This is a genomic window from Sodalis sp. (in: enterobacteria), assembly GCF_036327475.1.
GTDB lineage: Bacteria > Pseudomonadota > Gammaproteobacteria > Enterobacterales > Enterobacteriaceae.
Window position 1 is genome coordinate 811523 of record NZ_CP132913.1, and the last position, 26163, is coordinate 837685.

21 protein-coding genes, 1 tRNA gene and 11 pseudogenes are annotated in these 26163 nt (G+C 51.7%); 14 read left to right on the forward strand and 19 right to left on the reverse strand.

Annotated features, from left to right (window positions below; genetic code table 11):
- The first annotated feature begins 2 nt into the window (after positions 1–2).
- Entirely contained in the window at positions 3–209 is a 207-nt protein-coding gene (locus GPOALKHO_RS04460; RefSeq protein ID WP_406703182.1) for a hypothetical protein, read from the forward strand.
- A gap of 466 nt (positions 210–675) precedes the next feature.
- Positions 676–969, forward strand: coding sequence for a hypothetical protein (locus tag GPOALKHO_RS04465; RefSeq protein WP_406703184.1), 294 nt, complete (start codon positions 676–678; stop codon positions 967–969).
- Positions 970–1917: 948 nt separating this feature from the next.
- Here GPOALKHO_RS04465 and GPOALKHO_RS04470 read toward each other — a convergent pair.
- The gene (locus GPOALKHO_RS04470) at positions 1918–2076 is read right to left on the reverse strand and encodes a hypothetical protein (RefSeq protein WP_406703186.1); all 159 of its coding nucleotides are present in this window, start codon (positions 2074–2076) and stop codon (positions 1918–1920) included.
- A 588-nt stretch (positions 2077–2664) separates the two neighbouring features.
- On the reverse strand, positions 2665–2982 hold the full coding sequence (locus GPOALKHO_RS04475; RefSeq protein WP_406703188.1) for a hypothetical protein: 318 nt from the start codon (positions 2980–2982) through the stop codon (positions 2665–2667).
- A gap of 1443 nt (positions 2983–4425) precedes the next feature.
- On the opposite strand from GPOALKHO_RS04475, the pseudogene GPOALKHO_RS04480 reads away from it, so the two are divergent.
- Positions 4426–4638, forward strand: a pseudogene (locus tag GPOALKHO_RS04480) (Rpn family recombination-promoting nuclease/putative transposase).
- Positions 4639–6353: 1715 nt separating this feature from the next.
- Here the strand turns inward: GPOALKHO_RS04480 and GPOALKHO_RS04485 are convergent.
- The gene (locus GPOALKHO_RS04485) at positions 6354–6593 is read right to left on the reverse strand and encodes a hypothetical protein (protein WP_406703189.1); all 240 of its coding nucleotides are present in this window, start codon (positions 6591–6593) and stop codon (positions 6354–6356) included.
- A 248-nt stretch (positions 6594–6841) separates the two neighbouring features.
- On the opposite strand from GPOALKHO_RS04485, the gene GPOALKHO_RS04490 reads away from it, so the two are divergent.
- Positions 6842–6898 carry a hypothetical protein gene (locus GPOALKHO_RS04490; RefSeq protein WP_406703383.1) on the forward strand — a complete coding sequence of 19 codons (57 nt, stop codon included), beginning with the start codon at positions 6842–6844 and terminating at the stop codon, positions 6896–6898.
- A gap of 435 nt (positions 6899–7333) precedes the next feature.
- Positions 7334–7468: a hypothetical protein gene (locus GPOALKHO_RS04495; protein ID WP_406703384.1), complete on the forward strand. Its 135-nt coding sequence runs from the start codon at positions 7334–7336 to the stop codon at positions 7466–7468.
- A gap of 1870 nt (positions 7469–9338) precedes the next feature.
- Here the strand turns inward: GPOALKHO_RS04495 and GPOALKHO_RS04500 are convergent.
- Positions 9339–9415 (reverse strand) — tRNA-Arg (locus GPOALKHO_RS04500).
- A gap of 182 nt (positions 9416–9597) precedes the next feature.
- Here GPOALKHO_RS04500 and folD point away from each other — a divergent pair.
- Entirely contained in the window at positions 9598–10470 is an 873-nt protein-coding gene (gene folD / locus GPOALKHO_RS04505; protein ID WP_406703190.1) for a bifunctional methylenetetrahydrofolate dehydrogenase/methenyltetrahydrofolate cyclohydrolase FolD, read from the forward strand.
- Positions 10471–10768: 298 nt separating this feature from the next.
- Here the strand turns inward: folD and cysS are convergent, their stop codons facing one another.
- A complete protein-coding gene (gene cysS, locus GPOALKHO_RS04510) occupies positions 10769–12154 on the reverse strand; it encodes a cysteine--tRNA ligase (RefSeq protein ID WP_406703191.1) in 1386 nt (461 codons plus the stop codon).
- A gap of 262 nt (positions 12155–12416) precedes the next feature.
- Between cysS and GPOALKHO_RS04515 the strand changes: the two are divergent.
- The 3 genes and pseudogenes from GPOALKHO_RS04515 to GPOALKHO_RS04525 form a co-directional block, all read left to right on the forward strand.
- A pseudogene (locus GPOALKHO_RS04515) lies at positions 12417–12523 on the forward strand (peptidylprolyl isomerase); the annotation flags it as partial.
- Positions 12524–12584: 61 nt separating this feature from the next.
- Positions 12585–12779: pseudogene (locus tag GPOALKHO_RS04520) on the forward strand (peptidylprolyl isomerase); the annotation flags it as partial.
- A 17-nt stretch (positions 12780–12796) separates the two neighbouring features.
- A complete protein-coding gene (locus tag GPOALKHO_RS04525) occupies positions 12797–13516 on the forward strand; it encodes a UDP-2,3-diacylglucosamine diphosphatase (protein WP_406703192.1) in 720 nt (239 codons plus the stop codon).
- A gap of 155 nt (positions 13517–13671) precedes the next feature.
- On the opposite strand, the gene GPOALKHO_RS04530 is transcribed toward GPOALKHO_RS04525, so the two are convergent.
- Entirely contained in the window at positions 13672–13851 is a 180-nt protein-coding gene (locus GPOALKHO_RS04530; protein WP_406703193.1) for a hypothetical protein, read from the reverse strand.
- A 396-nt stretch (positions 13852–14247) separates the two neighbouring features.
- Between GPOALKHO_RS04530 and GPOALKHO_RS04535 the strand changes: the two are divergent.
- Positions 14248–14636: pseudogene (locus tag GPOALKHO_RS04535) on the forward strand (AIR carboxylase family protein); the annotation flags it as partial.
- Between the two features lie 189 nt (positions 14637–14825).
- Positions 14826–15067: pseudogene (locus tag GPOALKHO_RS04540) on the forward strand (hypothetical protein); the annotation flags it as partial.
- Between the two features lie 35 nt (positions 15068–15102).
- Here the strand turns inward: GPOALKHO_RS04540 and GPOALKHO_RS04545 are convergent.
- The 9 genes and pseudogenes from GPOALKHO_RS04545 to GPOALKHO_RS04585 form a co-directional block, all read right to left on the reverse strand.
- Positions 15103–15564 (reverse strand): annotated as a pseudogene (locus tag GPOALKHO_RS04545) (NADP-dependent isocitrate dehydrogenase).
- Positions 15564–15638: a hypothetical protein gene (locus GPOALKHO_RS04550; protein WP_406703385.1), complete on the reverse strand. Its 75-nt coding sequence runs from the start codon at positions 15636–15638 to the stop codon at positions 15564–15566. Before GPOALKHO_RS04550 ends, GPOALKHO_RS04545 begins: the two are co-directional and overlap by 1 nt.
- A 21-nt stretch (positions 15639–15659) precedes the next feature.
- A complete protein-coding gene (locus GPOALKHO_RS04555; RefSeq protein WP_406703194.1) occupies positions 15660–15833 on the reverse strand; it encodes a hypothetical protein in 174 nt (57 codons plus the stop codon).
- Positions 15775–16047 (reverse strand): annotated as a pseudogene (locus tag GPOALKHO_RS04560) (NADP-dependent isocitrate dehydrogenase); the annotation flags it as partial. The gene GPOALKHO_RS04555 and the pseudogene GPOALKHO_RS04560, both read right to left, overlap by 59 nt.
- 117 nt (positions 16048–16164) lie before the next feature.
- Positions 16165–16458 (reverse strand): NADP-dependent isocitrate dehydrogenase, encoded by a 294-nt coding sequence (locus GPOALKHO_RS04565; protein ID WP_406703195.1) that lies wholly within the window; start codon positions 16456–16458, stop codon positions 16165–16167.
- Positions 16459–16630: 172 nt separating this feature from the next.
- On the reverse strand, positions 16631–16954 hold the full coding sequence (locus GPOALKHO_RS04570) for an NADP-dependent isocitrate dehydrogenase (RefSeq protein ID WP_406703197.1): 324 nt from the start codon (positions 16952–16954) through the stop codon (positions 16631–16633).
- A gap of 904 nt (positions 16955–17858) precedes the next feature.
- Complete coding sequence (locus tag GPOALKHO_RS04575; protein WP_406703198.1) at positions 17859–18338, reverse strand: hypothetical protein; 480 nt, start codon at positions 18336–18338, stop codon at positions 17859–17861.
- A gap of 363 nt (positions 18339–18701) precedes the next feature.
- Positions 18702–18914 carry a hypothetical protein gene (locus GPOALKHO_RS04580; protein WP_406703199.1) on the reverse strand — a complete coding sequence of 71 codons (213 nt, stop codon included), beginning with the start codon at positions 18912–18914 and terminating at the stop codon, positions 18702–18704.
- A gap of 185 nt (positions 18915–19099) precedes the next feature.
- Positions 19100–19578, reverse strand: a pseudogene (locus GPOALKHO_RS04585) (ATP-binding cassette domain-containing protein); the annotation flags it as partial.
- 411 nt (positions 19579–19989) lie between these two features.
- Here GPOALKHO_RS04585 and GPOALKHO_RS04590 point away from each other — a divergent pair.
- From GPOALKHO_RS04590 to GPOALKHO_RS04600, 3 pseudogenes are all read left to right on the forward strand, one after another.
- Positions 19990–20419, forward strand: a pseudogene (locus GPOALKHO_RS04590) (SDR family oxidoreductase); the annotation flags it as partial.
- A gap of 22 nt (positions 20420–20441) precedes the next feature.
- A pseudogene (locus GPOALKHO_RS04595) lies at positions 20442–20963 on the forward strand (tetratricopeptide repeat protein); the annotation flags it as partial.
- A gap of 372 nt (positions 20964–21335) precedes the next feature.
- Positions 21336–21545: pseudogene (locus GPOALKHO_RS04600) on the forward strand (SPFH/Band 7/PHB domain protein); the annotation flags it as partial.
- Between the two features lie 613 nt (positions 21546–22158).
- Here GPOALKHO_RS04600 and adk read toward each other — a convergent pair.
- The 4 genes from adk to GPOALKHO_RS04620 all read right to left on the reverse strand — a co-directional run bounded on the left by adk (position 22159) and on the right by GPOALKHO_RS04620 (position 26113).
- Positions 22159–22803, reverse strand: coding sequence for an adenylate kinase (adk, locus tag GPOALKHO_RS04605; RefSeq protein WP_406703200.1), 645 nt, complete (start codon positions 22801–22803; stop codon positions 22159–22161).
- A gap of 338 nt (positions 22804–23141) precedes the next feature.
- A complete protein-coding gene (htpG, locus tag GPOALKHO_RS04610; protein ID WP_406703201.1) occupies positions 23142–25031 on the reverse strand; it encodes a molecular chaperone HtpG in 1890 nt (629 codons plus the stop codon).
- Between the two features lie 141 nt (positions 25032–25172).
- Complete coding sequence (gene recR / locus GPOALKHO_RS04615; protein WP_406703203.1) at positions 25173–25778, reverse strand: recombination mediator RecR; 606 nt, start codon at positions 25776–25778, stop codon at positions 25173–25175.
- On the reverse strand, positions 25778–26113 hold the full coding sequence (locus GPOALKHO_RS04620) for a YbaB/EbfC family nucleoid-associated protein (RefSeq protein ID WP_406703204.1): 336 nt from the start codon (positions 26111–26113) through the stop codon (positions 25778–25780). Before GPOALKHO_RS04620 ends, recR begins: the two co-directional genes overlap by 1 nt.
- Between the last annotated feature and the right edge of the window lie 50 nt (positions 26114–26163).

Below are 26163 nucleotides of genomic sequence, written 5' to 3' on the forward strand. Positions count from 1 at the left end.
TCATGCCGGCGGAAAACGTTCTACATGCCGACGACGGTGCGCCTGAGATCCAGATGATGATCCACAGCTGCAATTGCCAGCATTTATTGGTGGCGAAGAAGGACATCCGCGAAACGCAGGTCATGGACAACGGCGACGAGGACTGTGACGATGCGCTGGCCGATCAAAGCGCGCGCTACGCGCTGGCGAGAGAAAAACGGGTCACCTAGGATGAAACGGGCCGGTGCCCCAATATTCTGCCCCGCTATCGCTGCAAGATATTCCGTCATGAGTATGGCAATGCAGGCAACCCTTATCCAAGGTATTTAACCCAACGGCAACTGATCTACTACTCGCCGGCGGCGGAAAAACACTGCCACGCCGAGCCTCAGGGCTTTATTCGCTTTACAAAGCGTAACCCATCGCCGTGGAGGGGCAGCCACGGGCGGAACCGTCTTCTATCACCACCGCGGCTTCCCAGGCCGTGGCGGCTCACCGCTGGTAGGACGGTCATTATCACATACAGCTCGATTGCGGTAATAATGAACACGATCATTTGATTACCACTACCTGTAGAATACTCTGCACAATACCCCGAACACGTTTCACCACCGCTGGAGCAAAATTATTCCCGTAGGCCAAAACGACGCCGATACGCAGTTACAACGGGAAAACCAATTTCGCCATCTGGACAATGTGGCGCCGCAGTATTCTGGTACCTCCTATGAACGTTACCGGCACGCTAAGCCATTGCTGCAATTGCGTTTGCTGCCGCAGCCTGACGGCAAAGCCTCCATCATTATCAGTGAACTGCGTCTGAATTATGACGATCAATGCCGTTTGAGCACGGTGAGCGAGCGGGGACAGTCTATCCGTTGGAGCCATAGGGTAGTGCAACAGACTCTGCAGGACAGCGGCCTGTGCATTATTATCCTTACCGCTCGCCGGACAACAGTCCATCCTTTATCGAAATCAGTGCAGGACCCATAGCACATCAGCAAACGTTGTGCCGCTGTGAGACCGATCCCTGGGGTGAATAACAGCATCGCGCGAGGGGGAAGCACCGCGGCGATCCACGTCTATTATGACGCCCCAAGCCAACCATCCACGACTTGCCGACAGGCGCACTGTCGCAACACCCTGAAGGGCAGATGGTTTTCGCTACGACGATCGCCTGTGAGCATGTTCAGGCACTGTTGGACGTTGCCATGAAGACCTAACAACAGGTGTTTTCCCCAACCGCGCGGGTGAGCGTCATAGTAGGCCAATATCCTAGGTCGGCCGGTGGCGACATACGATAATTTGCTCTTCATGGCACAGTCTGTTTTTGCCGAAGGCTTCGCCCAGTGTATGCCGCACTATCGAGCTGCTCATAATCCGCTGCGGTGTTTGCGGCTACACGTCAGCGGACAGTCGGTCGATTTACACTCAATAACCTCTATTGTAAACGTCATTGTTATGGAATCGGCTAACCCTCGGCCGCGCCGGCCAAAGTGCGTTGGACGAACCGCCAGCCCGCTCCGTTGTGCATTAGCAGCGCTTGGCGGTGCGTGGAGCTCTCCTTGCGCCTAGAGGTCAATCCAGCGAATATTCATTTCATCGGCCAGGAATAAACTAACGCGACCCGCACTTCTCGACCGCTGACGACCTGGATAGCGTCTCGGTACCAGAGGCACCACAATTTTAGTTTCGTTATGCATTAGCAGCGCTTTCGCACATCCAGTGGGCAGTAGGTCGATATCCCTGTCGGTCAGGACACAGCGGCATCACCCAACTGAAACCGGTATCAACGATCGCCGGCGGTATCGAGATAGTGCCATTTCCACGGCCGGCATCGATATCGCCAGTAAACGAACGATTCATTTCATCCTTGATCCCTGCCGTCTTGTGAACCTCTGCGCTATCGCCTCGCGTTGCACCGCGGCCTTCCCCGCGCAACTATAACTTAATGCCGCCATCAATAACCTCATCACCGCCATGAGTGGGATAGAGTGGCGATAATAACCTCATCACCGCCATGAGTGGGATAGAGTGGCGATGATGCCAGGACAGGACAATAGCGTTGTCATTAATTTTCTCCTGTCGGCTGACAAACATCACAACGGAAGTAACATCAACGCGTTTATCCTCCAGTGCCTATCCATGGAGATTTTTTATTCAGGACGTTCACCACTACCGCAACCCAAAACTACAGATCGAATATCAATTCACTGAGGCGAAAATGGTAGGAGTACCAGTATATCATGCCTATACAGATTAAAAATCGATGGCTCATGTCCATTTACTGAGAAAGTAGCGGCCATGATCGGCGCTTTTAAGCGTACCTGTAAACCACCCGTTCCCCCGCCATTTAATAACATTGCTGTTTCATCCTGAATCATAATTTTCCTCCAGTTCTGCTTATTGGGTGAACAGCGTTCAATGTAACGGAGAAAACCTTAGCACAGGGGTGCCGCAGACGACTGCGCGCAGGTTGTCATGATGTTGTGTGTCAGCGTCAGTGTCGGCGGATGGCGGACCAAAAGGGGATTATGGCTATTTTATGCAATTCACATCACAAAAATTTGCACTATTGCAACAGAGGTAGTATTATAGTGGAATTAGTGATTAAATCGAAGTAGTTGATAAACAAGATGAAATTCTGTAACTTTCGCAAGAAATTCTGGCGTCTTACCCTGGACACCGTTAAAGATCTGCTGCCAGGCGCCATGGATGTAACAGCGTCCTTGCTAGATACATTCCTTGTATTACGCTCACCGCTGGTTGCATGCAACGTTCACCACTTCCCCCACGACCTGGCTTCGGCAGCGCCAGAAAGATAAGCATAAACTCCACTAGCTTATCGTCTTCGGTATACAGGTAAGAGAGCGGCACGCCGAGTGCCGTTGCCAAATATGCCAAATACTGAGCAATCTGAATGTTGACCTCATGAGCACCCTCCTCATAATAGCGATTGATGCGCGTACTGGCGACAAATTCATCAATACCCACCGTAATACCCAACTGCTTCTGGGAGAGATCCTTGGCCTGCCGCGCCTGTTTTAACCACTAGCAAACATCGAGATAAGAGGGTTGTGTGATTATAGCTACCATAATCGCAGTTTCGGCTTGTCATTAGAACTACGGATAACGTAGTAGCAGGAGATTCAAGCACCACAGAAGCGGTGTACATGAAAAAAGACTGGCGCAAGACTGAACGGACAGGCCAATAGTAAGAAAGATTGATACGGCATTTACAAAATTGAGCACGGGATGTGTAGCACGAAGGTAGCAGCAACAACCACCCTTCCCTCCCCTCGCTCCGTTACAAATCTCGGCGCCTTACCTCATCCATTTACTGTGCAGGTCATCGGAGCGTTCGTAAAGGAGTGACGCATATAACCAATGAATGAAAGTAAGGCCTGAAAAAAGAAAATCTAACCATTAGTCGCTGGCGACATGGTAAAAAAATCCGTGAAACGGGGAGTTCTATCCATTCAAGGCTCTACAAAAGTCCAGCGCCAAATACTTCGTGAGACATTCGCCAGACAGTATTGATGGGAATAGCTATTAGAAATATACAAACTGTCACGAACGAGACAATAATTATAATCACGCCCAGTTGCCTGGTGATTGCAAATTTCTTCTGCCGTATTATTGATGAATAGATATTGCATCTTATTGATTAAATTTAAAGTGACGGATAAAAGTTGACGCAAAAGTCCTCACATATTAAAAATACGAGCACTGACGATCTCAACAACTTATCAATTAAAACTTACTGATGGGTTAGTTAAAATACGAGCTTTTATAAACCAGGTCTAAAGCAAGCAAAGAAGAGTTTGCTAAAGAAGAGTTTTCTTATGCCGCCAAACGCGATATTACCGTGAGGTGCTAACAACGATAACCGATCACACGGTAGTACTGCGTTCTGAAGGTCCAGTGTCGAAGAAGAATTGGCAAGAGAGCTGTCGGAATGCCTCTACGATGATTGGATTAAGCGAACAAAGCGACAGACTGTTGCTTGACCTTATCGGGTAACGGGAACATTTAACGCAGCCCACTGTTTACTGGCACGCCCACGACTTACTAGAAGGCTACCAGCATGCTTTTCATCTTCTGTTTTAAATACAAGCATCAAGTTGTTTTAACGGTTTTACTGCATTGCAGCGTTACATCGAGTCGCATATCATTGCAACTTAACCCGTAACTTGGCCTCAAAATCATGGCTAGCTCACTACTTACAGATACGAAAATTCGAAGCTTGAGACCACAAAATCGGCTTGCCCATGCTTGGCAAGCCAGGCATAGTTGGTGTAAAAGTGTACCTTGCGGGACGTAAAACATTTGTATGCCGATATTTCACCAACGGAATCGTTGCTTTAGGCGACTATTAGGCTTTATGCTTTTTTATACGAGCTTACTCTGTAAATGGAACTCAATCTGTTACTGTACAGCATGTCAGCCATGCATCAACACCTTGAGCAAGGCAATGATTCTTTACCTATCGTAATCTCACCCCTGCTTTATCAGGGCACCACGTCGCCGTATCCGTACAGCACCCAATGACTCGATTGCTTTGCTGATCCTGAACTGATAGAATCAGTCTATAGCCAAGTATTCCCGCTGGTTGATATTGCCACAATATCGGATGATGAGATCTTGATGATGAGATCCTAATGCGCAGTAGGGCGGCACTTCTGTGATGGGTAAAAACCTATCAAAACGCGAGATATGTTGAAACTTGCCGTAGAATTAGCTACTCCAATAGAAAATGGCAATATTCCAAAGAACAATGCAAGAGCTTATCATTATATTATACAAGCAGGAAATGTGATTGACGGCGAGGGATTTATCCACCGACTTATCGGGAGGATTTTAGACGATTGCAGAACAGCTTGAAGCATAAAGTGAGCTAGAGAGGCTATCAGCCAGGTCGACAGGACGGGGTTGATGCACCAACTAGCAAAGCAGCTTTTGACTAACAGCGTGGACAGCTTCCATTAAGATATCTGCCATCCTAACAGATGATCAACCGGACAAACTATGAGAAGCTAGATTGCCTCTAACTTATGGGTTAATATTAATACAAAATAACTCATTGATTTTTATGATATATCATATTTTTATTTTCAACTCCCAATAACTTTCAGTAAAAACCTCCAAAACATCTTGATTTACCAACCAATTATCAAACTCATTTTGTACAGTTCTCCGCAGAGGGATGACTTTACATCCGCGCCTGGGATGTATCCGAGTCCTCGATCATTTTTCTGATTCTACGCTTCCTCTCCATCGGTTCCATAGTGTGCGAGAACTAGAGCTATTTGTCCGGTTGCTTCATCTGTCATTAGCCACATAATGAATCTAGGATGCTTCATAATTTTAAATAAAATATTACTCCCAACTCCCCCTCCTTTCAGTTTCTATCTGAGTTTTTATTGGGATGTCTGTTAATTCAAAGAATTCTTTCCTAGTTAAACATTCGGCTTCTCTTATATCTCGTATTTTTTCCAATACTACTTGACGATACCGCATTCATTACGGCGAAGTTGACGGTGAAGTGATAGTAAGGTATATATAGCGGACACAATGGCAGAATGTGTCTTGACTTTAACGTGGTTAGGTTGGAGAGCTATCACAGTAATCGGATTGAGACTTTGTTGCGTACGACGGCAATCCATGAGGCAACCTGTCGACTGACACGATTGACGTACTGTCTATTACCAGCAACGTGGAAAACGTCAGATACACTTCAATATCTCCCATCTCACCTTACATGCTGTCTGCATAAGGCAGATAGCCCGATGGAAAGGATACGTCAGTTACGTGGAATGCGTTGGTCACCGTGCGAAAAACGAGATTGTGCCACCCCGTACTGGTTCTGGCCGCAAAATGGCGTGACAATGCGGCACGGGAAACCGATATCGCTATCCGGGATGCTAAATCATCCTGGCTTTATGCCAGTTAAGCCTTTGAGAGTACTGCAAGATGAGTAATCACGTCATATTGCGCGTCAACGGGCGCGAGTGGGACTAGCGCGGGTACAGATTTCGTAGGCATAGGGTGGCTCTTATGTGATTGCAACGCAGAAATCACACGCCAATAGCCCTGTGGATTAGGAAGTGTACCGTTACAGTCCAAAATGAAAGGTGAGCTTGTCGAAATCCTCATCTGTCAGGATAAAGCCCGAACCGGCTAAATTGTTGAAGCCACCCCGATGCGCTATGACGCCACGAGTATCCAGGTTGGCATCAGTGGCCGGAGCAAGACAACCGATTTGATTGATTGCGCTGCAAACTCAAGGTTATTAGCCAAAAGCTCCAAAACGGCGCTACAGGTTTTCAGGCGGATTATGGGAGATTATGGGAAACTTCATGAAGTGCCAAGAAGCGCTAGGAAGCCAACAAGCGCTCGCCTGAGATATTGTCATTGTTGGTAATGATAAAACTACCACCGCGCTGGTCGAAAATATTCTTAGCTATGGTACCGAGCAAAGTATTCGTGAACGCTTTTCTGAATATCAAGTAGCAGGTCAACGGTCGGGTAATGATGACGATTTCATGGAAGCCACGCTGACAGTACTCTGCGCCAGAGCCAGAGATAGCCAGATAACGCGCTATCGTTAGAAACATATCCAGCAATCCGGCAATGCAATTGGAGCCAGTTGTCGCGCTCGGAGTCAATTGGAAAAGCAGCAACAGGCGGCCAGAAGAGGATTGGTAACAGATATCTAAAGCGATATCACCCCTTATTAAGCAGGGTGATTCATTAATGAAAACGCCGTCACCATGTTACAGAGGGTCTTGCCGCGCCTGTGATCAAGAGCCGTTGCGCAAAGGGTATAAATACCCTTACTTGCCAGCAAGTGGATATCTCGTTAGTGGCAAGTGAAACAAAAAACGGAATGAAATATCTAGAGCCTTACGGGTTTACCTAAACGGCGCATGCTGGTGTGGAAGGGTTGCCCTATTCCTGGGTAGTGACCCGCTCGCATAGCGTAGTGATTGGTATTGTTGATCGGCGCTACCGGATAAAAGGGCTAAAAGCGGTGAGATAGCGATAATCTACACGGATGAAGGCGACAGCATCATGCTCAAATGTAGACAATTGATAAAAGCGACCACAAAAACTTTTATTATTTCGTGCTGGACGACAATAAGCAGAAACGCTAGCACAATCTGTCGCTTCACAGGCGGAAGCACAGGACAAAACCGGCTCATTGAGCACCATGCGAGCGCAGTACAATACCCACGTTCACAACGGTGATAGCGATTGCATAACAGGCAAGCCTAATCAACAGACGTAAATCATATGCCGATGAATAAAAGTGAATATAGCGTTATCCGATCAGGAACGGCTCAGGCGGGCAGTGATGATATCGTTTTTCACCTGGCGACGCGCTGAACCGGATGATGATATAGATAGGGTGGTGGAGCGTACTGAACCGACCGTACAAAATGACCGGATAGGCTTTCGGTTGCATTTACTGAAACGCACGACCTTTTAACCATCAAATAGCTCAAAGAGTGAAGGAATGTGCCGCTTAGGCGCTCAAGTGGTGATGGGAGAGCGGGATAGCGCTTCGAGTTGATGTTGAGGTAGCGCGCTCAGGCATCGATAGATTAATGGCAACCATGTACGCAGAAGTACCATGGTTGCCCCTCTTCATATCCTGCACGGCTATATCGATTATTTAGCGCGCATATTTTGCCGGATTTAGCCTCGGTGGGACAAATGCTCTATCGCTGCTCGCTGATGCTGAAATACACCGTGATGATGATTATACCATAACTGTCTCAACAACATCAGCAAGGAGTGTGCTTCGTGTACCTGTCGCTGCGAAAGCAGCGGTCAGACTAGAAATTGCGGGGACGGCATTGCGCTAGGACTTCCTGCTTATGTTCGACCGGTTATGCCGATAACATCAAGCAAGAGCCGACATTGAAGATTTGGATAGCTGGCTATAACGCGTATGGCGCGCTGGTGCGATACGCTGCAAAGTGCTTTACACAAAGCAACCATACCAAGTCCAGGTAGCAATAAATGCTATATTCTTCCCCTGCTAAATAACAGCTTTCAGCCAAACAGAGACTCAATACATCTATCTGACACTTGGTTTACATTGTATAGAAATTCATCATATACTCAAACTTTCCGATGAGCAGGACATAGAAGTGACCAAAACCGACACCAATCAACTGGACAGAGCTCATTTGAAGGTTTCGGTGCATGTCGCTATATCACGTGGGAGCAGCGCGCTAAATTTTCTTTACCTCTGTAGTCAAGCAGTGCTGGTATCTTGGAATGAGAGTTGATCTTAACAAAACCGCTAGAGAATTGATCCCTTCGTCAATACGAATCAGCCAAGCATCGTACGCGGCTCCAGTATAACCCAAGCGTCAGCAACTCTTCTGCCAAGCGGCAGCCCTATTCGTGAGTTGAGCTGAAAACAGGATGATTGATATTTGTGAATGCACCGATAGAGATGATTTGTTGCCATATTTTTCGGCACATAGCTCGAATGACTAGTCATGGAAAACCTCTGTTGATGGGCGGCAAAACAAGCGTGTACTTATTAGTCTACTGTACAAGGGGAGCATTCCCGTAACTCAGCGCTTGACAGAGAGAAAGTGTTTTAACACTATCTTCTTCGGATTCTAGAACAATTTAGCATCAATAATTTATTTTTGTATTTCAATTGTATCGAATATTTTACCTTGAGCTATAAAATGATTTACTTCAATATATTTATATTATTTCACATTATTAAGCTCTAGTGGCGACATATTAACTTTCTTTCATAGCGTCACCACATTCCTAGGATTCACCATTCCTCCGACTGCACGCCGTCATGACATACGGCGCAGCGGCGTAATTTTAGCAGAGGTCACTATGGCATAGATCACGAGTGGAATTAACTTAAAACACGCACTGCTTGATATGCTGCTTGCAGCAATGAAAAGAGAAGTTTGAAATGATTGAAACCTTCGATGATTTTCTGAGTGAAAGTGAAGCTGTAACCAGACGGTTTTGGCGGTGTGTCAGAACATTAGTATGTGTAGAGCTATCTACGTATTGAACAAGCTGAAAGGCATGGTTAGCTGCACAACGGGCCGCTAAAATTAACAGAGAACAAACAGAAGCGACATCTGGTGCTATAAGATTCATACGGATATGAAGAGGTGGAAAAAGAGATTGAATAAAAGCAGAAAAGCAATTTGGCAGATGATGGAGGGGTGAATTTCACCTGAGGGTGACGCGGGATGTTCTTGGCTGAAAGTTACAACAGACAGGTTCAGAATAACTAACTTGACCCGTAATTTGACTTTAATTTTTTAACTTAACCTCGTGCCAATCCGCATAAACTCTTGATTTGTTGGTACGCCCTACAGGATTCGAACCTGTGACCTACGACTTAGAAGGCCGTTGCTCTATCCAACTGAGCTAAGGGCGCACAACAAAAAGCGCGGCGGTGAATGCGGTTTGGATTATACGGAGGTAAGCGTTTGAGTCAATGGCTTTTCTATGCGTTATTCTGTCGTAAAAGGTCAGGATGCATTCTGTGCCTGACAGGGGGGCGCGTTTCTGCCAAAATAGCACTCTCAGCCCGATTACAATGGCGGATTTCCAATTCAGATGGTAGCGAAAATAATTGATGGTAAGGCCGTTGCCCGGCAAGTCAGAAGTGAAGTAGCCGCGCAGGTTCAGGAGCGCCTCAAGGCTGGCAAGCGTGCTCCCGGGCTGGCGGTGGTGCTGGTCGGCAGCGATCCAGCCTCGCAAATTTATGTTGCCAGCAAACGCAAAGCATGTGAAGACGTCGGTTTTATCTCCTTTTCCTATGATATGCCGAGCACGGTCACGGAGGCGGAATTACTGGCGCTGATTGATAAGCTGAATGCCGACCGCCGCGTGGACGGCATATTGGTGCAACTGCCGCTGCCGGCGGGGATTGATAATACCAGTGTGCTGGAGCGTATCACGCCGGATAAAGATGTAGACGGTTTCCATCCCTATAATGTCGGCCGTCTGTGCCAACGCGCGCCGCTGCTGCGGCCCTGCACCCCGCGCGGCATTGTGACGTTGCTCGAGAGCTATGGCATCGATACCTTTGGCCTCAATGCCATTGTGGTTGGTGCGTCCAATATTGTCGGCCGGCCCATGAGTCTTGAGCTGTTGCTGGCGGGCTGTACGGTAACCGTCACCCACCGTTTCACGCGCGATTTACGGTATCATATCAAAAATGCCGATCTGCTGGTGGTGGCGGTAGGTAAAGTGGGCTTTATTCCAGGCGAGTGGATAAAACCCGGCGCGGTGGTGATGGACGTCGGAATTAATCGTCTGGACAGCGGCAAAGTGGTTGGCGACGTGGATTATGCCAGCGCCGCCGAGCGCGCCGCCTATATTACGCCAGTACCTGACGGCGTGGGCCCGATGACGGTGGCCACGCTGATTCAGAATACCTTGCGAGCCTGCGAAGATTATCATGATACGTCTGCGTCGAGGGCGTAACCATCTTGAAGACATTTTCCCTTGAAGGGCACACACGTATCATTCGATCTTACGAAAATTTCGGGTCGGTTCGATAGCACGCAGCGACCAAGTTGGTCGTTGATGGGGGTCGGGATAATAAGGCGGTGGAAAGCGGTGGAAATCTGCCGAGGCTGTGAGATCACCTGGGCAGAGCGTCGCCTATGCAGGTCAGCAAGTCACGATCGCGAACTAACCCATGGGAAGCATTATAGCCAATCTTCGCTGTTCAAGTGGGGAAACGGCGCGAGCCGTCGAGGACCAGCACCAACCCATGCCTTCAACCGCGGCGCCAGATCGTGCCCTGGGGGCTATCTTCCAGCACGATGCCCAGCGCGGTAAGTTTATCCCGGGCTTCATCTGCCAGTGCCCACTGCCTGGCTTTACGCGCATCGTTGCGCTGCTGAATTAACGCAGTTATCTCGGCATTCTCATCCACGTCACCGCCGGCGCCCCGCTTCAGAAAGGCGGCAGGGTCCTGCTCAAGCAGCCCCAACACGCCGGCCAGCTGGCGTAACGTCGCCGCCATACCCTGCGCCACCGCCGGCTGCTCGCTTTTCAAGCGATTCACCTCGCGGGCGATGTCGAACAGGACAGAATAGGCTTCCGGGGTATTAAAGTCATCATCCATCGCCACAGTAAACCGCGCGACGAAGTTTTCACCACCGACGGGCGCAGCTGCTACATCGGTGCCACGCAGGGCGGTATACAGACGTTCAAGGGCGGCCCGCGCCTGTTTAAGATTCTCTTCGCTGTAATTAAGTTGGCTGCGGTAATGGCCAGACATTAGAAAATAGCGTACCGTTTCAGCATCGAAATAGTGCAGGACGTCGCGCAAGGTAAAAAAGTTGCCCAAGGATTTGGACATTTTCTCTCGATCGACCACCACCATCCCGGTGTGCATCCACACATTGACATAAGGGCCGTCGTGAGCACAGGTGGACTGTGCGATTTCATTTTCATGGTGCGGAAAAATCAGGTCCGAACCGCCGCCGTGAATATCAAAATGATGGCCAAGCTGCCGGCTGTTCATGGCCGAACACTCAATGTGCCAGCCGGGTCGGCCGTCGCCCCATGGAGATGGCCAACTCGGCTCACCGGGCTTCGACATTTTCCACAACACGAAGTCCATGGGGTTGCGTTTTATTTCGGCGACTTCGACGCGAGCGCCGGCCTGGAGCTGCGTCAGATCCTGGCGGGACAACAGGCCATAATCGCTGTTGCTGTCCACAGCGAACATCACATCACCGTTGGTGGCTACATAGGCATGTTCTCTGGCGAGAAGCTGTGCTACCAGCTCAATAATCGCGGCAATATAGTGCGTGGCGCGCGGCTCATGATCGGGACGCAAAATATTCAGCCGGTCGAAATCGAGATGCATCTTTTGGATCATACGATCGGTAAGCTGATGAAATGGCTCATCTTTTTCTGCGGCTCGGCGGATAATTTTGTCTTCAATATCGGTGATATTGCGGACATACTTGACCTCATAACCGCGATAGCGAAGATAGCGGGTGACAACGTCAAAAGCGACGAAAGTGCGCCCATGCCCAATATGACAGAGGTCATACACGGTAATGCCACACACATATATACCGACTTTACCGGCATGGATAGGTTTAAATTCCTCTTTTTGGCGTGTCAGAGTGTTAAAAATCTTTAGCATTGGAGATCAGTCCATGTGTCTGCGGATTGTGCATACAGAGCGCTTAGTGATAAAGGTCAATAAACCTAACGGTGCATTGAATCCTAAAGCCGCAGCTATTGCAAGAATATGCCGGGATTCCCCGCGCTTGACGCGGTGCTGTCATTCGACGGACGGAGGGAAACAGGGAACGATGCTGACTCTATGCCAGAGTTATGCTATAAAGCCCCTGCCCGTACACTTCGTATGAATGCAATTCATCAAACTTTTAGGACATTAAAACATGGTTACTTTACGTACCAATCACGGCGATATCGTTATCAAAACCTTTTCGGAAAAGTGCCGTTAACAGTTGAGAGTTTCTTCAATTATTGCCGAAGCGGGTTTTATATATGACAACACCATTTCCGTACCAACGATCCGCATAACGATCCGCATTCTGCCATCGCGCATTTTTATCAACGTAGCGGATAATGACTTCTTAAATTTCCGTTCTGAGCATCCCAACGACTGGGGATGTTGTGTCTTCGCCGAAGTGAGCAAGGGTCTATGGGATATGATGGATAAAATCAAGGGCGTCGCGACCGGCCGCAGCGGGATGCGGCAAGATGCACTGAAAGACGACGTCATCATTACCCATATGAGCGGAGTAACCTTAGCCGCATGTCAATCCTGTTCGTCGCGGATATTCATCTTTGCGCACAAGAACCGACGATCACCGCCGGTTTTCTGCATTTTCTGCGTACCCGTGCCGTCGCCGCGCAAGCATTGTATATTCTTGGCGACCTGTTTGAAGTGTGGATAGGTGATGATGATCCCAATCCGCTGCATCACGAGATCGCCATCACGCTACGGGCGTTGGGTCAGCGCGGTATTCCCTGCTATTTCATTCACGGTAATCGTGATTTCCTACTTGGCCAGCGCTACTCCAGCGCCTGCGGTATGACGCTGCTGCCCGCACAGCAGGTTATGCAGCTTGACGGACTTCGAGTGGTGATATTACATGGCGACACGCTGTGTACCGACGATAGAGATTATCAGCGTTTTCGCTGCCGGGTACAGCAACGCTGGCTGCAGCGGCTGTTTCTGTCGCTGCCGTTGCGGTTGCGGTTGCGCATCGCCGACAGGATGCGTGCCAATAGTCTTCGTGCCAACGCCGGGAAGATCGACGATATCATGGACGTCAACACGCAGGCGGTCATGACGGCGCTGGCGCACACTGGCGCGACGGTAATGATTCATGGGCATACCCACCGGCCAGCGATACATGAACTTCCCGGTGAACGTCGTCGTGCGGTGCTTGGCGCCTGGCACAGCCAGGGGTCGGCCATTGAGGTTACGGCCAATGGCGTCATGCTGCACGAATTCCCTTTTGGCAGCTGAGATTCTAGCGTCATCGTCTCGAACACGAAAGAAGCTTATCCCCTCAACTCAGTTACCGGACTCTCTGCCGCCAGGGTTTTCTACTCAACTAGGGGCCCGTGTGTCGCCAGGCCACCTTTGCACAAATCTATAAGGTCTCCACTAACTAAACCCTTTCACACCAGCGCTATCTCTTCCGACCAGTGGCCAACACGTTCAAAAACGCCTGATAGGTTCCAGTAGGCTAGACTGGCCTTCACCTTCTTTGTGGCCGCCATTTCCGTAGTAACATCGCAAAAACGCAGCAGACGCAAGGCGGTGAGTGCGGATAACCGCCAGCGGACGCTCCCGGCCATCGAGGATCACGCTGTAATCGCCAATGCGCAGGGAGCTGGCATCCTGTTGATAGGCCTGCAGCGAGCAGCAGGGGCAGTTTATGCCCCTATAACGAGTGCACCCAACTCATCTGTGCCGCGCCCGGGTAGATTATCGTAAGTGGCGCGCTTTCTCTTAGATGTATTTTCCATTGCAGATATCCCGTTGAGCCCGCCGGCACAGGCCAGAGCAAGTTTACGCAGTTAAAGCAACATTTCAGTGCAGTATACAGTGCATTTTCCTTCGCCGCGCACCGTCCGCCGGCGTCTACATAACCGTTTTCCTCTACCGGGACTCATACATGCTCTACGCCTGGTCAGCCAGGTCGCAAGGTCTGTTAAGAGCGCCGACATTATGACAACAGGAACACGACACGCATGCAATCCAACCACACCACGGCAAAGATCGCAATTGTCATGGGTCCCCAAGGTGGTTGGAGCACCCCGCAATTTGCCGAGGAAATTCTCTCACTGCGCTAAACGTTCCCTTTAGAAATTGTTTCAGTCACCCTACCCTAATAAGTGCTCCGCTTCGCTAAGCAGGCGACCGACAACGGTTATGCGGTGATTATCGCCGGCGCGAGCGGCGCGGTGCGTTTGCCTGGCATGCTGGCGACCAAGACGCTGGTGCAAATACTCAGGATGCCGGTTCAAAGCGCGGCACTGAGCGGCGTGGACAGTCTCTATTTCATTGCACAAATGCCGCGCGGTATATTTCGATCAGCACCCTGGCCATCGGTAAAGCCGGCACCGCCAACGCCGCCCTCCGGCTTCGTTAAGCGCGATATTTTCCCCAGACTGGTTGACCGGCTGATGCCAAGAGCTGCTGGACCAGTTCCGTCTAGCCATCGCCCCTGGGCGCCGCTAGCGGCGCCGCCCAATGCTCGAGGTGTTTGTTTCATTCGGTGATGTGGTCATTGTGAAGCGCCGGGTGTGCGGCTATGACGGTCGTGGGCATGGTGAATATTACAGGCAGCGACGTTAATATGAATTGGCCAGCAGACTCGCTAGTACATCTGCACTGGAACGAAAAGAGGTACGCACGGGGCGCAAGGTCGAACATCTGAATCTTACCTATTCAGATAGCGCAGCACTTAGCCGCACACTGCAGTGGTTGAAATTTGGCAGTCGCGACTCGCACCTTCCGCAACATTGCCAACGAATTTCCCCTACACTGCCGTATCGGGAGCATTGTTGATAATGCGTGTCAGCAGGGGCTGCCAGCGGCCTGCCTTAGGAGCTAACCGCCTGTAGCGCGGCGTTGAAGGTGGTGCTCGGATGCATGGCTTTGCTGATCAGCGCGGGATCTGGATGATAGTAGCCGCCGATATGCACCTGATTCAGCTCAAATACAATTTTCTGCTCATTATCAGCTAACGTACGCGCGAGCTCACTAGTGAACCGCTGCTTCAACGCCCTGTCCTCGCTCTGCTCCGCCAGCGCCTGCGCCCAGAACAGCGCCAGATAGAAGTGTCGAGCTCACCGACAGAAACTACCGGTTGCCTGATCCAGCGTTTTCGCCAGCACTTTTGTCTTGCTGTTGCCGTCGACGATACCGACGTGCTCCAGCGAGGTGGCCAGCGCCAAGAATTCTCCCAGCGAATTCCAGCGCAAGTGATTTTCCTGCGCAAACTGTTGAGCGTGTTTGGGGGAGGAACCGCCAGCGCCGGTTCCAAACAGGCCGCCGCCTGCCATCAAGACACGATGTCGAGCCAAAAACCGCTGTCGTATTGGTTGGATTGACGGGCGCGACTAACCGCCAGCTTCACCCAATCCCGAATCGGTGCATCTTAGCCTGGCACATGCGCAAAATATCGCCAGCCTCTATCGGATGAACTAGCAGAAGTTGCCCGCCTCATCGGCGATCTGCACCACGCCGTTGGCGGGGATCTGGAAGGTCTTGTCATGAGAGCGTACTCTTCGGCCTTTTGCGCCATCAACCCCACGTTGGGCACGCTGACCATGGTCTTGGGAACAAAAGCGCCATGCTGCTTGCAATCTTAAATACCGCCTGGTACACGCCAGCATAACAGCGGTCGGGAATGATAGCCTTGGTATCAGTTTGCCATCTGGTCCACACATTTTGCCGGAATCGCGGATCATTGCCGGCATCGACGCATCCACGATAATATTACCAGGAACATGCAAGTTAGTAATGCCTTTGTCTGGGTTCGCCATAGCAAGCGATAGTTGCTCGGCATGCAGCACCTCTAATTTCCGTCTGTTCGGCGGCGGTATAATTCTTTAATTTTCCAATACTGTTGTTGAAGCCGAAGTCCAGCATTTAGTTTATCGTTATGGCGGGCTAGTACCTCTATAGAATTCAGACACCACGACAAAGCTGCTCAACGCCTTTTTGCTCATGACCGCAGCGTCGATGATTTCGCCGGCGTTCACCGACGTTTTAGTTTTCAAAATCTGCTTGGCGCCATCGCGGCCTACGAGAGTAATGCTGACGTTACCATCGCGCTCAATCAGAGCCGATTCTCGCTGCCGTAGAAATCGCCATCGTACATATAGGCGACGTGGGATTGAGACGATGCCGACCATTCTCCCATGCGGAGGGTGTTTTCTGGCGTAATTCTTCATCGACAGCGGCACGCGGCGATCGGAGTTGCCTTCGCGCAGAACCGGAGTGATGCGCTGCTCTTGATTTTGTCGTAGCGGACTTTGGCCCCTTTTGGCGCATCCGTGTTCGGCTCGTCAACGTAATCCGGCACCGCAAGCCTTGCGTTTGCAACTACAAGCCTTGCGTTTGCAACTATTTGATAGCGGCTGTCAGCTGCGGCAGCGAAGCGCTGATATTTGGCAGCTTGATGATATTGGATTCGGGCGTCGCCGCCGGTTGACCAAGCTCCTCTAGATGATCTGATAAGCGCTGATCCGATTGCAGATGTTCGGAGAGATTGGCAAGAATACGTCCCGCCAGCGAGATATCGCGAGTTTCGACAGCGATCCATAAGGATTGGGTGAACGCATGGATAATCGGCAGCAGCGAGTAGGCCGCCAGCGCTGGGGCTTCATCAGTGAGCGTATAGATGTCTTGGACGTCGTAGTCATTTATTACGTTAACTCCTCTTTTCATGGCGATCAGCGATCACAACTATCGTGAAGAGTGTCGAACCGTTGCGTTCACCGTTGACACCCGTTGGGAGCATAAGCGGAAACGCGGGTTTTGCGGATAACACTTCTTGCTGCTAAGTGGTAGAGTGGATCTGCGAAGTGGCTGAGGTATCTGGCTGATAACCTCTGCATTGTTGGCGGACCTATTTATGTTGTAGTGTGATGCCAGGCTGTTACTGTGCAGAAGGGTCTTGGCCCTGTCAACCCGGCATCACTCTGCTGATTATTTTTGTTGCGTTAATGTTCCCATTTTGTCATCCTGTTCCATTCGCCCCTTTCTTTGTACTAGACACGGGCACCAAGCACGGTTCCCAGTAGTGATAAGCATACCCCGAGAGGCGGTGCCCACCACAAATAAGGATCCGGTCGGGTGAAATGCCTGCCGCTGCAACAGCAGCAGCGCCGTCTCGACGCCAATCGCGGCCACCAGCCGGTAACTAGCCCGAGTGAAGCAAATTCATTCCACGACGTCGTCCAGCGCGGCAGTTTTCGGCTAACGCCTAATTGTTTCGGTAGACCACCAATTCCTGCTGACGCTGTCGCCATGCCGACCTGCACTTGCCTGCACTTGCGCCATCAGCAATAGCCCGACACATATCAGCACCAGAATGACCATGATTTCCATCGCCCGGCTCACCTGGTTGCAGTACATGCCCTACCTGATCAGCATAGTGCCGATACCAACAGGATCAGCGTGGGGAACTGATTCTGCTCGTTTCCATTCGTTTCCATCATAACGAAAGCTAATGAGCCAGGTTTGCGGCTGTCCTTTCTTCATCCGGGAAAAATAAAGAAAAATTTAGCCGCAGACTCTTCCAATCCAACTGGCACAGGTTGGATACCGTAGTGCTAAACGACTGGGTATCTCAGACAAATGTCAACCGATGATTATGATCGGGCAAGTCGCGTAGCCAGGTCAGGTTGAGTTCCCGGTTAACCGTGTGGCCGCCAGGATCGTTGGGCTTGATGATATCGGTCGCGATTCGATTGTTGATGGAGATCAGCCAGGCGCGCACCGTCAGGTAGAGCACGCTGGCGCCACACCGCGCTGCCGCAGGAAGCGATTGACAGTATCTACCTGCTAAATCGGTCATATTCAACAGGAAATAATTAGGGCTTTCCGGCGGTAATTTCTGCTGCCATCGTTTCAGCAAGTCGCCGCGCATCATCAACAGCAAGCCAGGCAGCATAAACGACAAAGAAAAGCCGCCAGCTAACTCTACGCGGGGTTGGCGCAGCAGGCAATTGACCGCCAGCCGCAGGGTCAGCCGGTGCAACGTCAACCGCCGCAATAGCACCGCCATACCGGCTACCATCGACCAGAGCGGTGGGCTTGGCCCTACCAACTACAGTAACAGCGCCAACCATTGGCCGATTATAAGCTTTATCATCGACTCGACAGTCTGCCAGCACTTTGTGTTTTAGCACTGCCGTCAGCTCAGCGCAGCTGCGGCAGTAGTGTCCTATCGCCACCGCCACCACCGAAAGAGCAGTGTCAACAGCACCGAAAGCAGCAGAAAATATTGTGAACGCTCCATGGTGCGATTCATGGCACCGCCCGACTTCTCTGGACCGTTCCAGCATTGATCAGCTTTTAATTGCGGTGCCAGCCAGTCCTCGAAGTGTTGGGGCTCTTCAGACTCGCCGACGAACAGATAAAACGCCCAGTGACCAGACCGCCGGGCTATACGTCGCTGGTTTTCGCAACGCTAGCAGCCGCGACGCGACCGGTACTTCTCCGCGGCTGGGCACAGATTGGCCGGCCAGATGATCAACTCGCCATGCAGCGGGTAGTTGCCGTCGGCAGCTTTGATCCTGACCAGTTGCACCACATTGCCGGCAAACGTTATGGGCGTAAACGCCAGTTGGCGGATGAGCGTCAGTTCGTCGGACTTGATCTGTGTGTGAGAGCCAGCGTTCATTCACCGGCCGCGCCGCGCGCAGCACCCGATCGGCCGCCAGGAATTCGCGGCTTTGTTGCTTAAACCCTTTTCCATCCGATCGCTCAGGTTGCCCAGCGCTAGCACGCAGGCCACACACAGTGTAAACGCCCGCCCAACGATCAGTATGGAGGGGTTCGCTATTCGCGCCAGAACCAGCGTGCTATTTATGCTACTTCCTTCAGCCGGCTATCTTGCAAACGCAGACGGCGTTCACAGCACGTAGCCAGTTCCTGTCGTGCGTCACCAGAATCAGGGTAGTGGCGAAATCCTGATTCAGGCTGAGCAGCTGATCGGCAATGTGATCGTCGGTGGAGCGGTCAAGATTACCAGTCGGCTCGTCGGCTAATAAAATCTGCGACCGGCCGCCGACGCGCGCCCCAGCGTGGCCCGCCGCTGCTTGCCGTCGGGGAGCCGGGCGGGTAAATGGGACAAACGTTACCCCAACCCCACAGGGTCACCGCCTTCTCGCGACTTTGGCGTTCGCCCCTCAGCAGCGCTGGCAATTGCACATTTTCAACGCCGTCAGGATGGGGACCAGCATGAAAGATTGAAACACAAAACCGATATGGGTGTGCAGCACGGCGTTTTTATTCAGCGCCGTGAGGTCGTGTCCCAGCAGATGTACGGCGCCGTCGCTACCATTACGCTCTTTGTTTAGGCGATAGTCTAAAGCGCCGATCTGCATACCCGCCGCACGGGCCTGGGTCACGCCGATGGCCACACGCTGGCAGCAGGACAATAATGTCATCCGGGTAGTTACCGCCAGCATAAGCGGAGATACCGCCACCCAGGGTGCAGTTCGAGCAAGATTTGGTAAACCATTGCCTTAAGCCAATAGGCGGGTGTGTAGCCCCCGCTCATGCAGAACAGCCCGCCGAATTACGGCAAGCGCTATACGGGAACCTTCAGCGCCATTTAGCGGCCGGAGTGGATACAAGATGATGGGATATTCCTAATCCGGACGTACAGTCCTTCATCGTGCAATGGATGCTGCTGCTTTTGTTTAAATATGAATCATACCGGGTGTTGGCCGACGGCCGTCAAACCCATGCGGCTGCCTGCCATCGCACTTCATTGTGGGGCGGACGTCCAGACCAGTTCGATCATGGGGCTGGTACGCACGCCGGGCCGGGGCGCCTATGTTGTATCCAAGTTGCCCTGGAGGCCTGGTCTGATACGCTGTGCATGGATCTGCACGGCAGCGGCGTGCGGGTCAGCCTGATTGAACAGGGTCCCATTGCTATGTCATTTAGCATTACCTGACCCACACCCGGTCAGTCGGTGAGAAATCCGACTACCGCCCGACGCTTTACGCTACCGCCGGAGGCCGTGTTGCCGAAATTGCGCCATGCACTGGAAAGTCCTCTTGCCAGATTACGTCATCCGATCGATTACCCTAGCGGCGCGCGATAACGTGGTTGTGTCGCTTCCTGCCATGGCGCTGTCTGGATTGGCTTTACGCGACAAGCGGTAGTCGAAATTAACGAAACCAACCTGCAGCAAACGATGATCTATGCAAGTGCCGGTGCTGTTCTATTTCTGATCCCAGCGCAGTTCGCATTGCGAGCAGTTAACGCTGGTGCTGGACAAGCTGACATAGGAATACGCCATGCTAGTGAAAGTAGACCGCGACGCACAGCGGCATGCCGCCACCCCAATTCGGGCCGCTTGACGGTTTTCAGAGACCCAATGGAAAAGGCGGTACACGAGTTATTAACCCGCGCCTTGCCGGATCCCGCCGAGCTGCAATTGTAGGAAGTCTCGCGCTGGTATAGGCGGGTTCGTCGGGGCGCTGCTGCCATTGAAAGCTCTGTGACAGAAACCCAAGCCCACCAGTGAATGAGCTGTTGGGCCAGGCGGCGGATACGCCGGAAATTCAACAGTTGCAACAAATAGGTACAACTTGCGCCGCACGATGCCGCACTGGCGGTACAGGTGGCTCTTCAGATCCACCAGGCAGGCCGTAATGAGGAGGAGCACTGGAGCTGTTAATAGGCCATTTAAAACGATCTTGGCGCCGCTGACGGCGATGCTCTGATTACTCCTGCTATATTAAATCTTTTGAACGCCAGGTGTGCCATGGCGAATGCCTTGTCCTCTTTTGCCGTCCAACCTCATGCGCCAGCGGCAAAGATCTCGAAAACACGCCTGGTGTTGCTTAACGATAACGATCCAGCCCCCCTTTATTGCGTGAATCATGTAGCCTTGCACGCTTTGTTGTATCTTCTTTTCTAACACCAATCCACCGCAGAGCACAGGCGGGTTGCCCGGTGCGTTTTTCTCTGGCACTGAAAGTCTTCATCCATGTTAATGGTCACTCCCGTTCTGGTCGCGCTCGCCTTGATTGTGGTTGCGGCGGGTATCAAGATTGTACCACAGGGCCATCAATGGGCGTCGGCGGAAATGATTGCTACGATGAACGTCCAGATGAAAGCGGAGCGCAAGCGCGCCGACATTCTGGAGGCGGAAGGGGCACGCCAGTCAGGCATCCTGCGCGCCGAAGCGAAGGAGAGAAACAGCCACAGATCCTGAAAGCCGAGGGCGAGCGGCAGTCGGCGTTTGCAGGCCAAGGCACGTGAACGCGCGCCAAAAGAAAGTCAATCCAGTCGGAGCAAATGATGCTAGCATAGGCGATACGTGTGCATCTGCACAATTTTGGTTGATTCTAGGCGCCTGTTGTTGATATTGGACATGCTGGGAGCGAGCGGCTTTTGCTATGGAGCAGGACAGCCGCATTGTCGCCGCGCAGAAACGAATGCGTCCGCCGTTGCGGCTTAATGCATTGATTCCCTAGAGGGTGGGTGATGACAACAGCACGTAAGGTTGTACATAATGGGAGACTTTGCGCCTTGATCGCCAAAACAGCTGGCCGCCAACACCAGCAGATGCTGGCGCATCTGGTTTAACTCGGCGATATGTACCTCAATTTCCTGCACCTTCTCAGCATCTGGCGTTTGACATCGGCGCCATGGCGACCGGGAGCATTATAAGTGATGGCGTCATTCCTTCGCGGATGCACCGTTCGCAGGTCGCAGGATGGAGAGTGCGTTCTTCGAGGGTAAGCGTGGGAAAGCAGGTCGTTAGCAAAACGCCCAGCCAGCACTTGGCGACGCCTACCAACAGCACGCTTCGCAGCTAACCGACGATGGCCTGCGCCCGAGCATAAGCAACACTGCCGCCGTGCTCGACGAGGGCAACAACAACCTAAAAATTCGGCGATCAATCAGCCGAGGATAGCGACAAGCTCGGCACTAACCTCGTTCACATTGCGGGTACCGTCAATGGTAAAATAGCGGGTATTGCCTGCATCTGCTTCTTTACGGTAGTAGTTGATCAGAGGCGCGGTCTGTTGATGGTATTCCACTAAACGCTTGCGTATGGTGTCTTCCTGATCATCCTTGCGGGTGGTCAATGGCTCGCCGGTGACATCATCCTTACCTTCTTGTCTGGGTGGATTAAACTTCATATGATAAACTCGGCCCGAAGACGCATGTACCCGGCGACCGACGACACGGTCGACGATAAGCGAATCCGGCACCGCGAGCTCCAGTACATAATCCACCGCGATGCCCGCCTCTTTCATGGCATTCGCCTGGGGAAGGGTACGCGGAAACCCATCCAATAACAAACCCTGGCGGCAATCGTCTTGTTGAATACGTTCTTTGACCAGTGCGATCACCAGTTCGTCGGTCATCAGTTTGCCGGCATCCATGAGTGCCTTGGGCTGCTTACCGAGTTCGGATTGCGCTTTCACCGCGGCACGTAGCATATCACCGGTGGAAATCTGTGGAATGCCGTACTTCTCCATGATAAATTGTGCCTGGGTGCCTTTACCAGCACCCGGAGCACCGAGCAGAATGATACGCATTGCGTTAATCCTCTTACCAATCCAAAGTGTTTTTAAAAAAAATCTAAAAAAAACGACAAACCATACCACTACTGACACGTATTCCTCAAGCAACTGATATCGTTGGCGGTGGTTGTCCAGCGGCTTTCGGAGTTGCCTGAAGAAAATAACCAGCGCTGGCGCGTCGGACATAACCAAAAACCATGTTAAAAGCATGGGAATATGCTGGCAAAGGGGAACTTTTACCGCGAGATCAGTGTGAGGCGTTTCCGCATGACCTAAGCGCGTACGCAGCTCAAACGCCCGCCTCAGAGAAAGCGGCAAGTCCGCTCTGAATCGGGGGATTTGCCGCGCTACCTTTAGGCGTTCAGCAGTTGGTTCATACGGCGAATAAACTGGTTAGGATCCTCAAGGGTACCGCACTCGGCCAGTAACGCCTGGTCCAGCAGCAGCTCTACCCAATCGCCAAACGCGTTGTCATCGATCAGATCAGCGGTGCGTTTTACCAGCGGGTGCTCCGGGTTCAGCTCGAAGATATACTTGATCTCCGGCGCGGCATGGCCTGCGGCGGCGAACAATTTGGCCATTTGCGTCGTCATATCATTGACGTCAGTGGTGACGACCGCGGGAGTATCGGTCAAGCGATGGGTCAACCGAACCTCTTTGATTCGTTCGCCAAGATAGCACTTCACGCGCTCGACGAAAGGCTCAAGAAGCGCCTTTTCAACCTCTTTTTGCTCTTCGTTTTCCTCATCGGCCAGTTTATTCAGCGAGGGATCGGCTTTGCTAACAGACTGGAAAGTTTTACCATTAAACTCCCTCAGATAGCTCATCATCCATTCATCGATACGATCGGAGAGCAGCAGCACTTCGATACCTTTCTTACGCAACAGCTCCAGATGTGGACTGCTCTTGGCGGCGGTATAGCTGTCGGCGGTGATATAGTAAATTTTCTCTTGCCCTTTCACCATGCGGCCAACGTACTCTTCCAGCGCAACGGTTTGCGCCGGACTATCGCTGTAAGTCGAGGCGAAACGCAGCAGTTTGGCCATCGCTTCACCATTAGCGGGATCCTCGCCAAACCCTTCTTTCAACACCAACCCGAACTCCTGCCAGAACGATTGATACTGTTCAGCGTCGTCTTTTGCCAGCTTTTCCAACATCGACAGGGCACGTTTTGTCAGCGCACCTTTTAGATTCTGCGTAATCCAGCTGTCTTGCAAGATTTCACGCGACACATTCAGTGGCAGATTGTTTGAATCAATTACCCCCTTCACGAAACGCAAATAGTTCGGCATGAATTGTTCGGCATCATCCGTGATGAATACGCGCTGCACGTAGAGTTTAAGCCCATGTTTTTGCTCACGGTTCCACAGATTCCAAGGTGCCTTTGCCGGGATGTAAAGCAGGATGGTGTATTCCTGTTTTCCTTCGACGCGGTTGTGGCTCCAGCTTAACGGGTCGCTGAAGTCATGAAATAGATGCTTATAAAATTCTTTATATTCCTCATCGCTGATATCGGCCTTGTTACGGGTCCACAGCGCCTGCGCTTTATTGATTTTTTCCCAGGTCACGACCTCTTCGTCACTGCCTTCCTCATCGCTTTTAGCCCGCATCTCGACTTCCACCGGCAGCGCAATGTGGTCGGAGTATTTGCCGATGACGCTTTTGAGGAGCGAGTCGTCGAGGAACTCGTCCTCGCCCTCGCGTAAATGCAGGGTGATCTCCGTCCCACGCTCCGGCTTAACGATATCGGCAATGGTATAATCGCCCTCGCCAGCGGATTCCCAAAACACCCCTTTGTCAACATTCTCCCCGGCGGCACGGGTGCGTACGGTGACTTTGTCCGCCACGATAAACGCCGAATAGAACCCGACACCGAATTGGCCGATAAGCTGTTTGCCTTGTAGCTGATCAGATCCCATCGATTCAAGGAAAGCCTTGGTGCCGGATTTGGCAATAGTTCCCAAATTGTCGATCGCTTCGTCGCGGCGCATACCGATACCGTTATCGCTGAACGTGATCGTGCGTTTCTTTTTATCGCAGGACAGACGAACGCGTAAATCGCCGTCCCCTTCGTATAAATCCGGCTGCGACAAAGCGCGAAAACGCAGTTTATCCGCCGCATCCGATGCGTTGGAAATTAATTCACGCAGGAAGATCTCTTTATTGGAATAAAGAGAATGGATCATCAGATGAAGCAGCTGCTTTACTTCCGATTGAAATCCGCGAGTTTCTTGTCCTTTCATGCTCATATTTTACCTCAATCCAAATGCGACCAAACAAGCGATTAAAGACGGCAATGATGAACAAATGGGAGTAAGACGAAGGGATTTCAAGCGGTAAGAAAAAAGCGCGCCAACGGCCGGCGAATCGGGCTTGAGGCGAGATCAGAATTTAATCGGATGGCGACCGGCCAGAGAGTGCGACAGCGTGGTGCCATCCACCATTTCAAGCTCGCCGCCAACTGGCACGCCGTGGGCGATGCGGCTGGCCATCACGCCGTAATGCGCGCACAGTTCGGCGATGTAATTGGCGGTGGCTTCCCCCTCCACCGTCGGATTGGTGGCGAGGATCACCTCCCGGAGGTTCTCGCTTTCAAGCCGCTCCTGAAGTCGGCTGAGACCGATATCGTCCGGGCCGATACCGTCAAGGGGCGACAGGTGCCCCATCAGCACGAAATAGCGCCCGGCGAATTGGCCGGTCTGCTCAACAGCGTGAATATCCGTCGGGCTTTCGACCACACAGATCTGGCCGGATTGCTGCCGGCGTGGACTTGCGCAAATAGTGCAGATCGCTTGTTCGGTAAAGGTACGGCAATCGGCGCAGTAGCCGATTGCCGACATCGCGCGGGTCAGCGCCTGCGCCAGGCGCATACCGCCGCTGCGATCACGCTGCAACAGGTGGAAAACCATACGCTGCGCCGATTTCGGCCCGACGCCCGGCAGGCAACGCAAGGCCTCCATCAATGCCTGCAGTAATGGACTGGTTTGCATCAGAGCGGTATTTTAAAACCAGGAGGAAGAGGAAGCTGCATACCGCTGGAGATGATGGCTACCTCTTCCTTTTGGGTTTCAGCGACACGGTGAGCGGTGTCGTTAAATGTCGCGGCGATCAGATCTTCTAACATGTCTTTATTATCTTCCAGCAGGCTGGGATGGGCTTCGACACGGCGGTAATTGCGCGCGCCATTAAGGGTGATCTTGACCAGGTCAGCACCCAATTCACCGGTCTCTTCCAGCTGCGCATTCTCTTCTTGCATGCGCTGCATTTTTTCTTGTATTTGCTGAGCCTGTTTCATCAGATTACCCATTCCGCTTTCACCAAACATAATCTTCTCTCTCAGTTGCGTCGGGCCTGGCGGCAATATTGCTGCAGCAC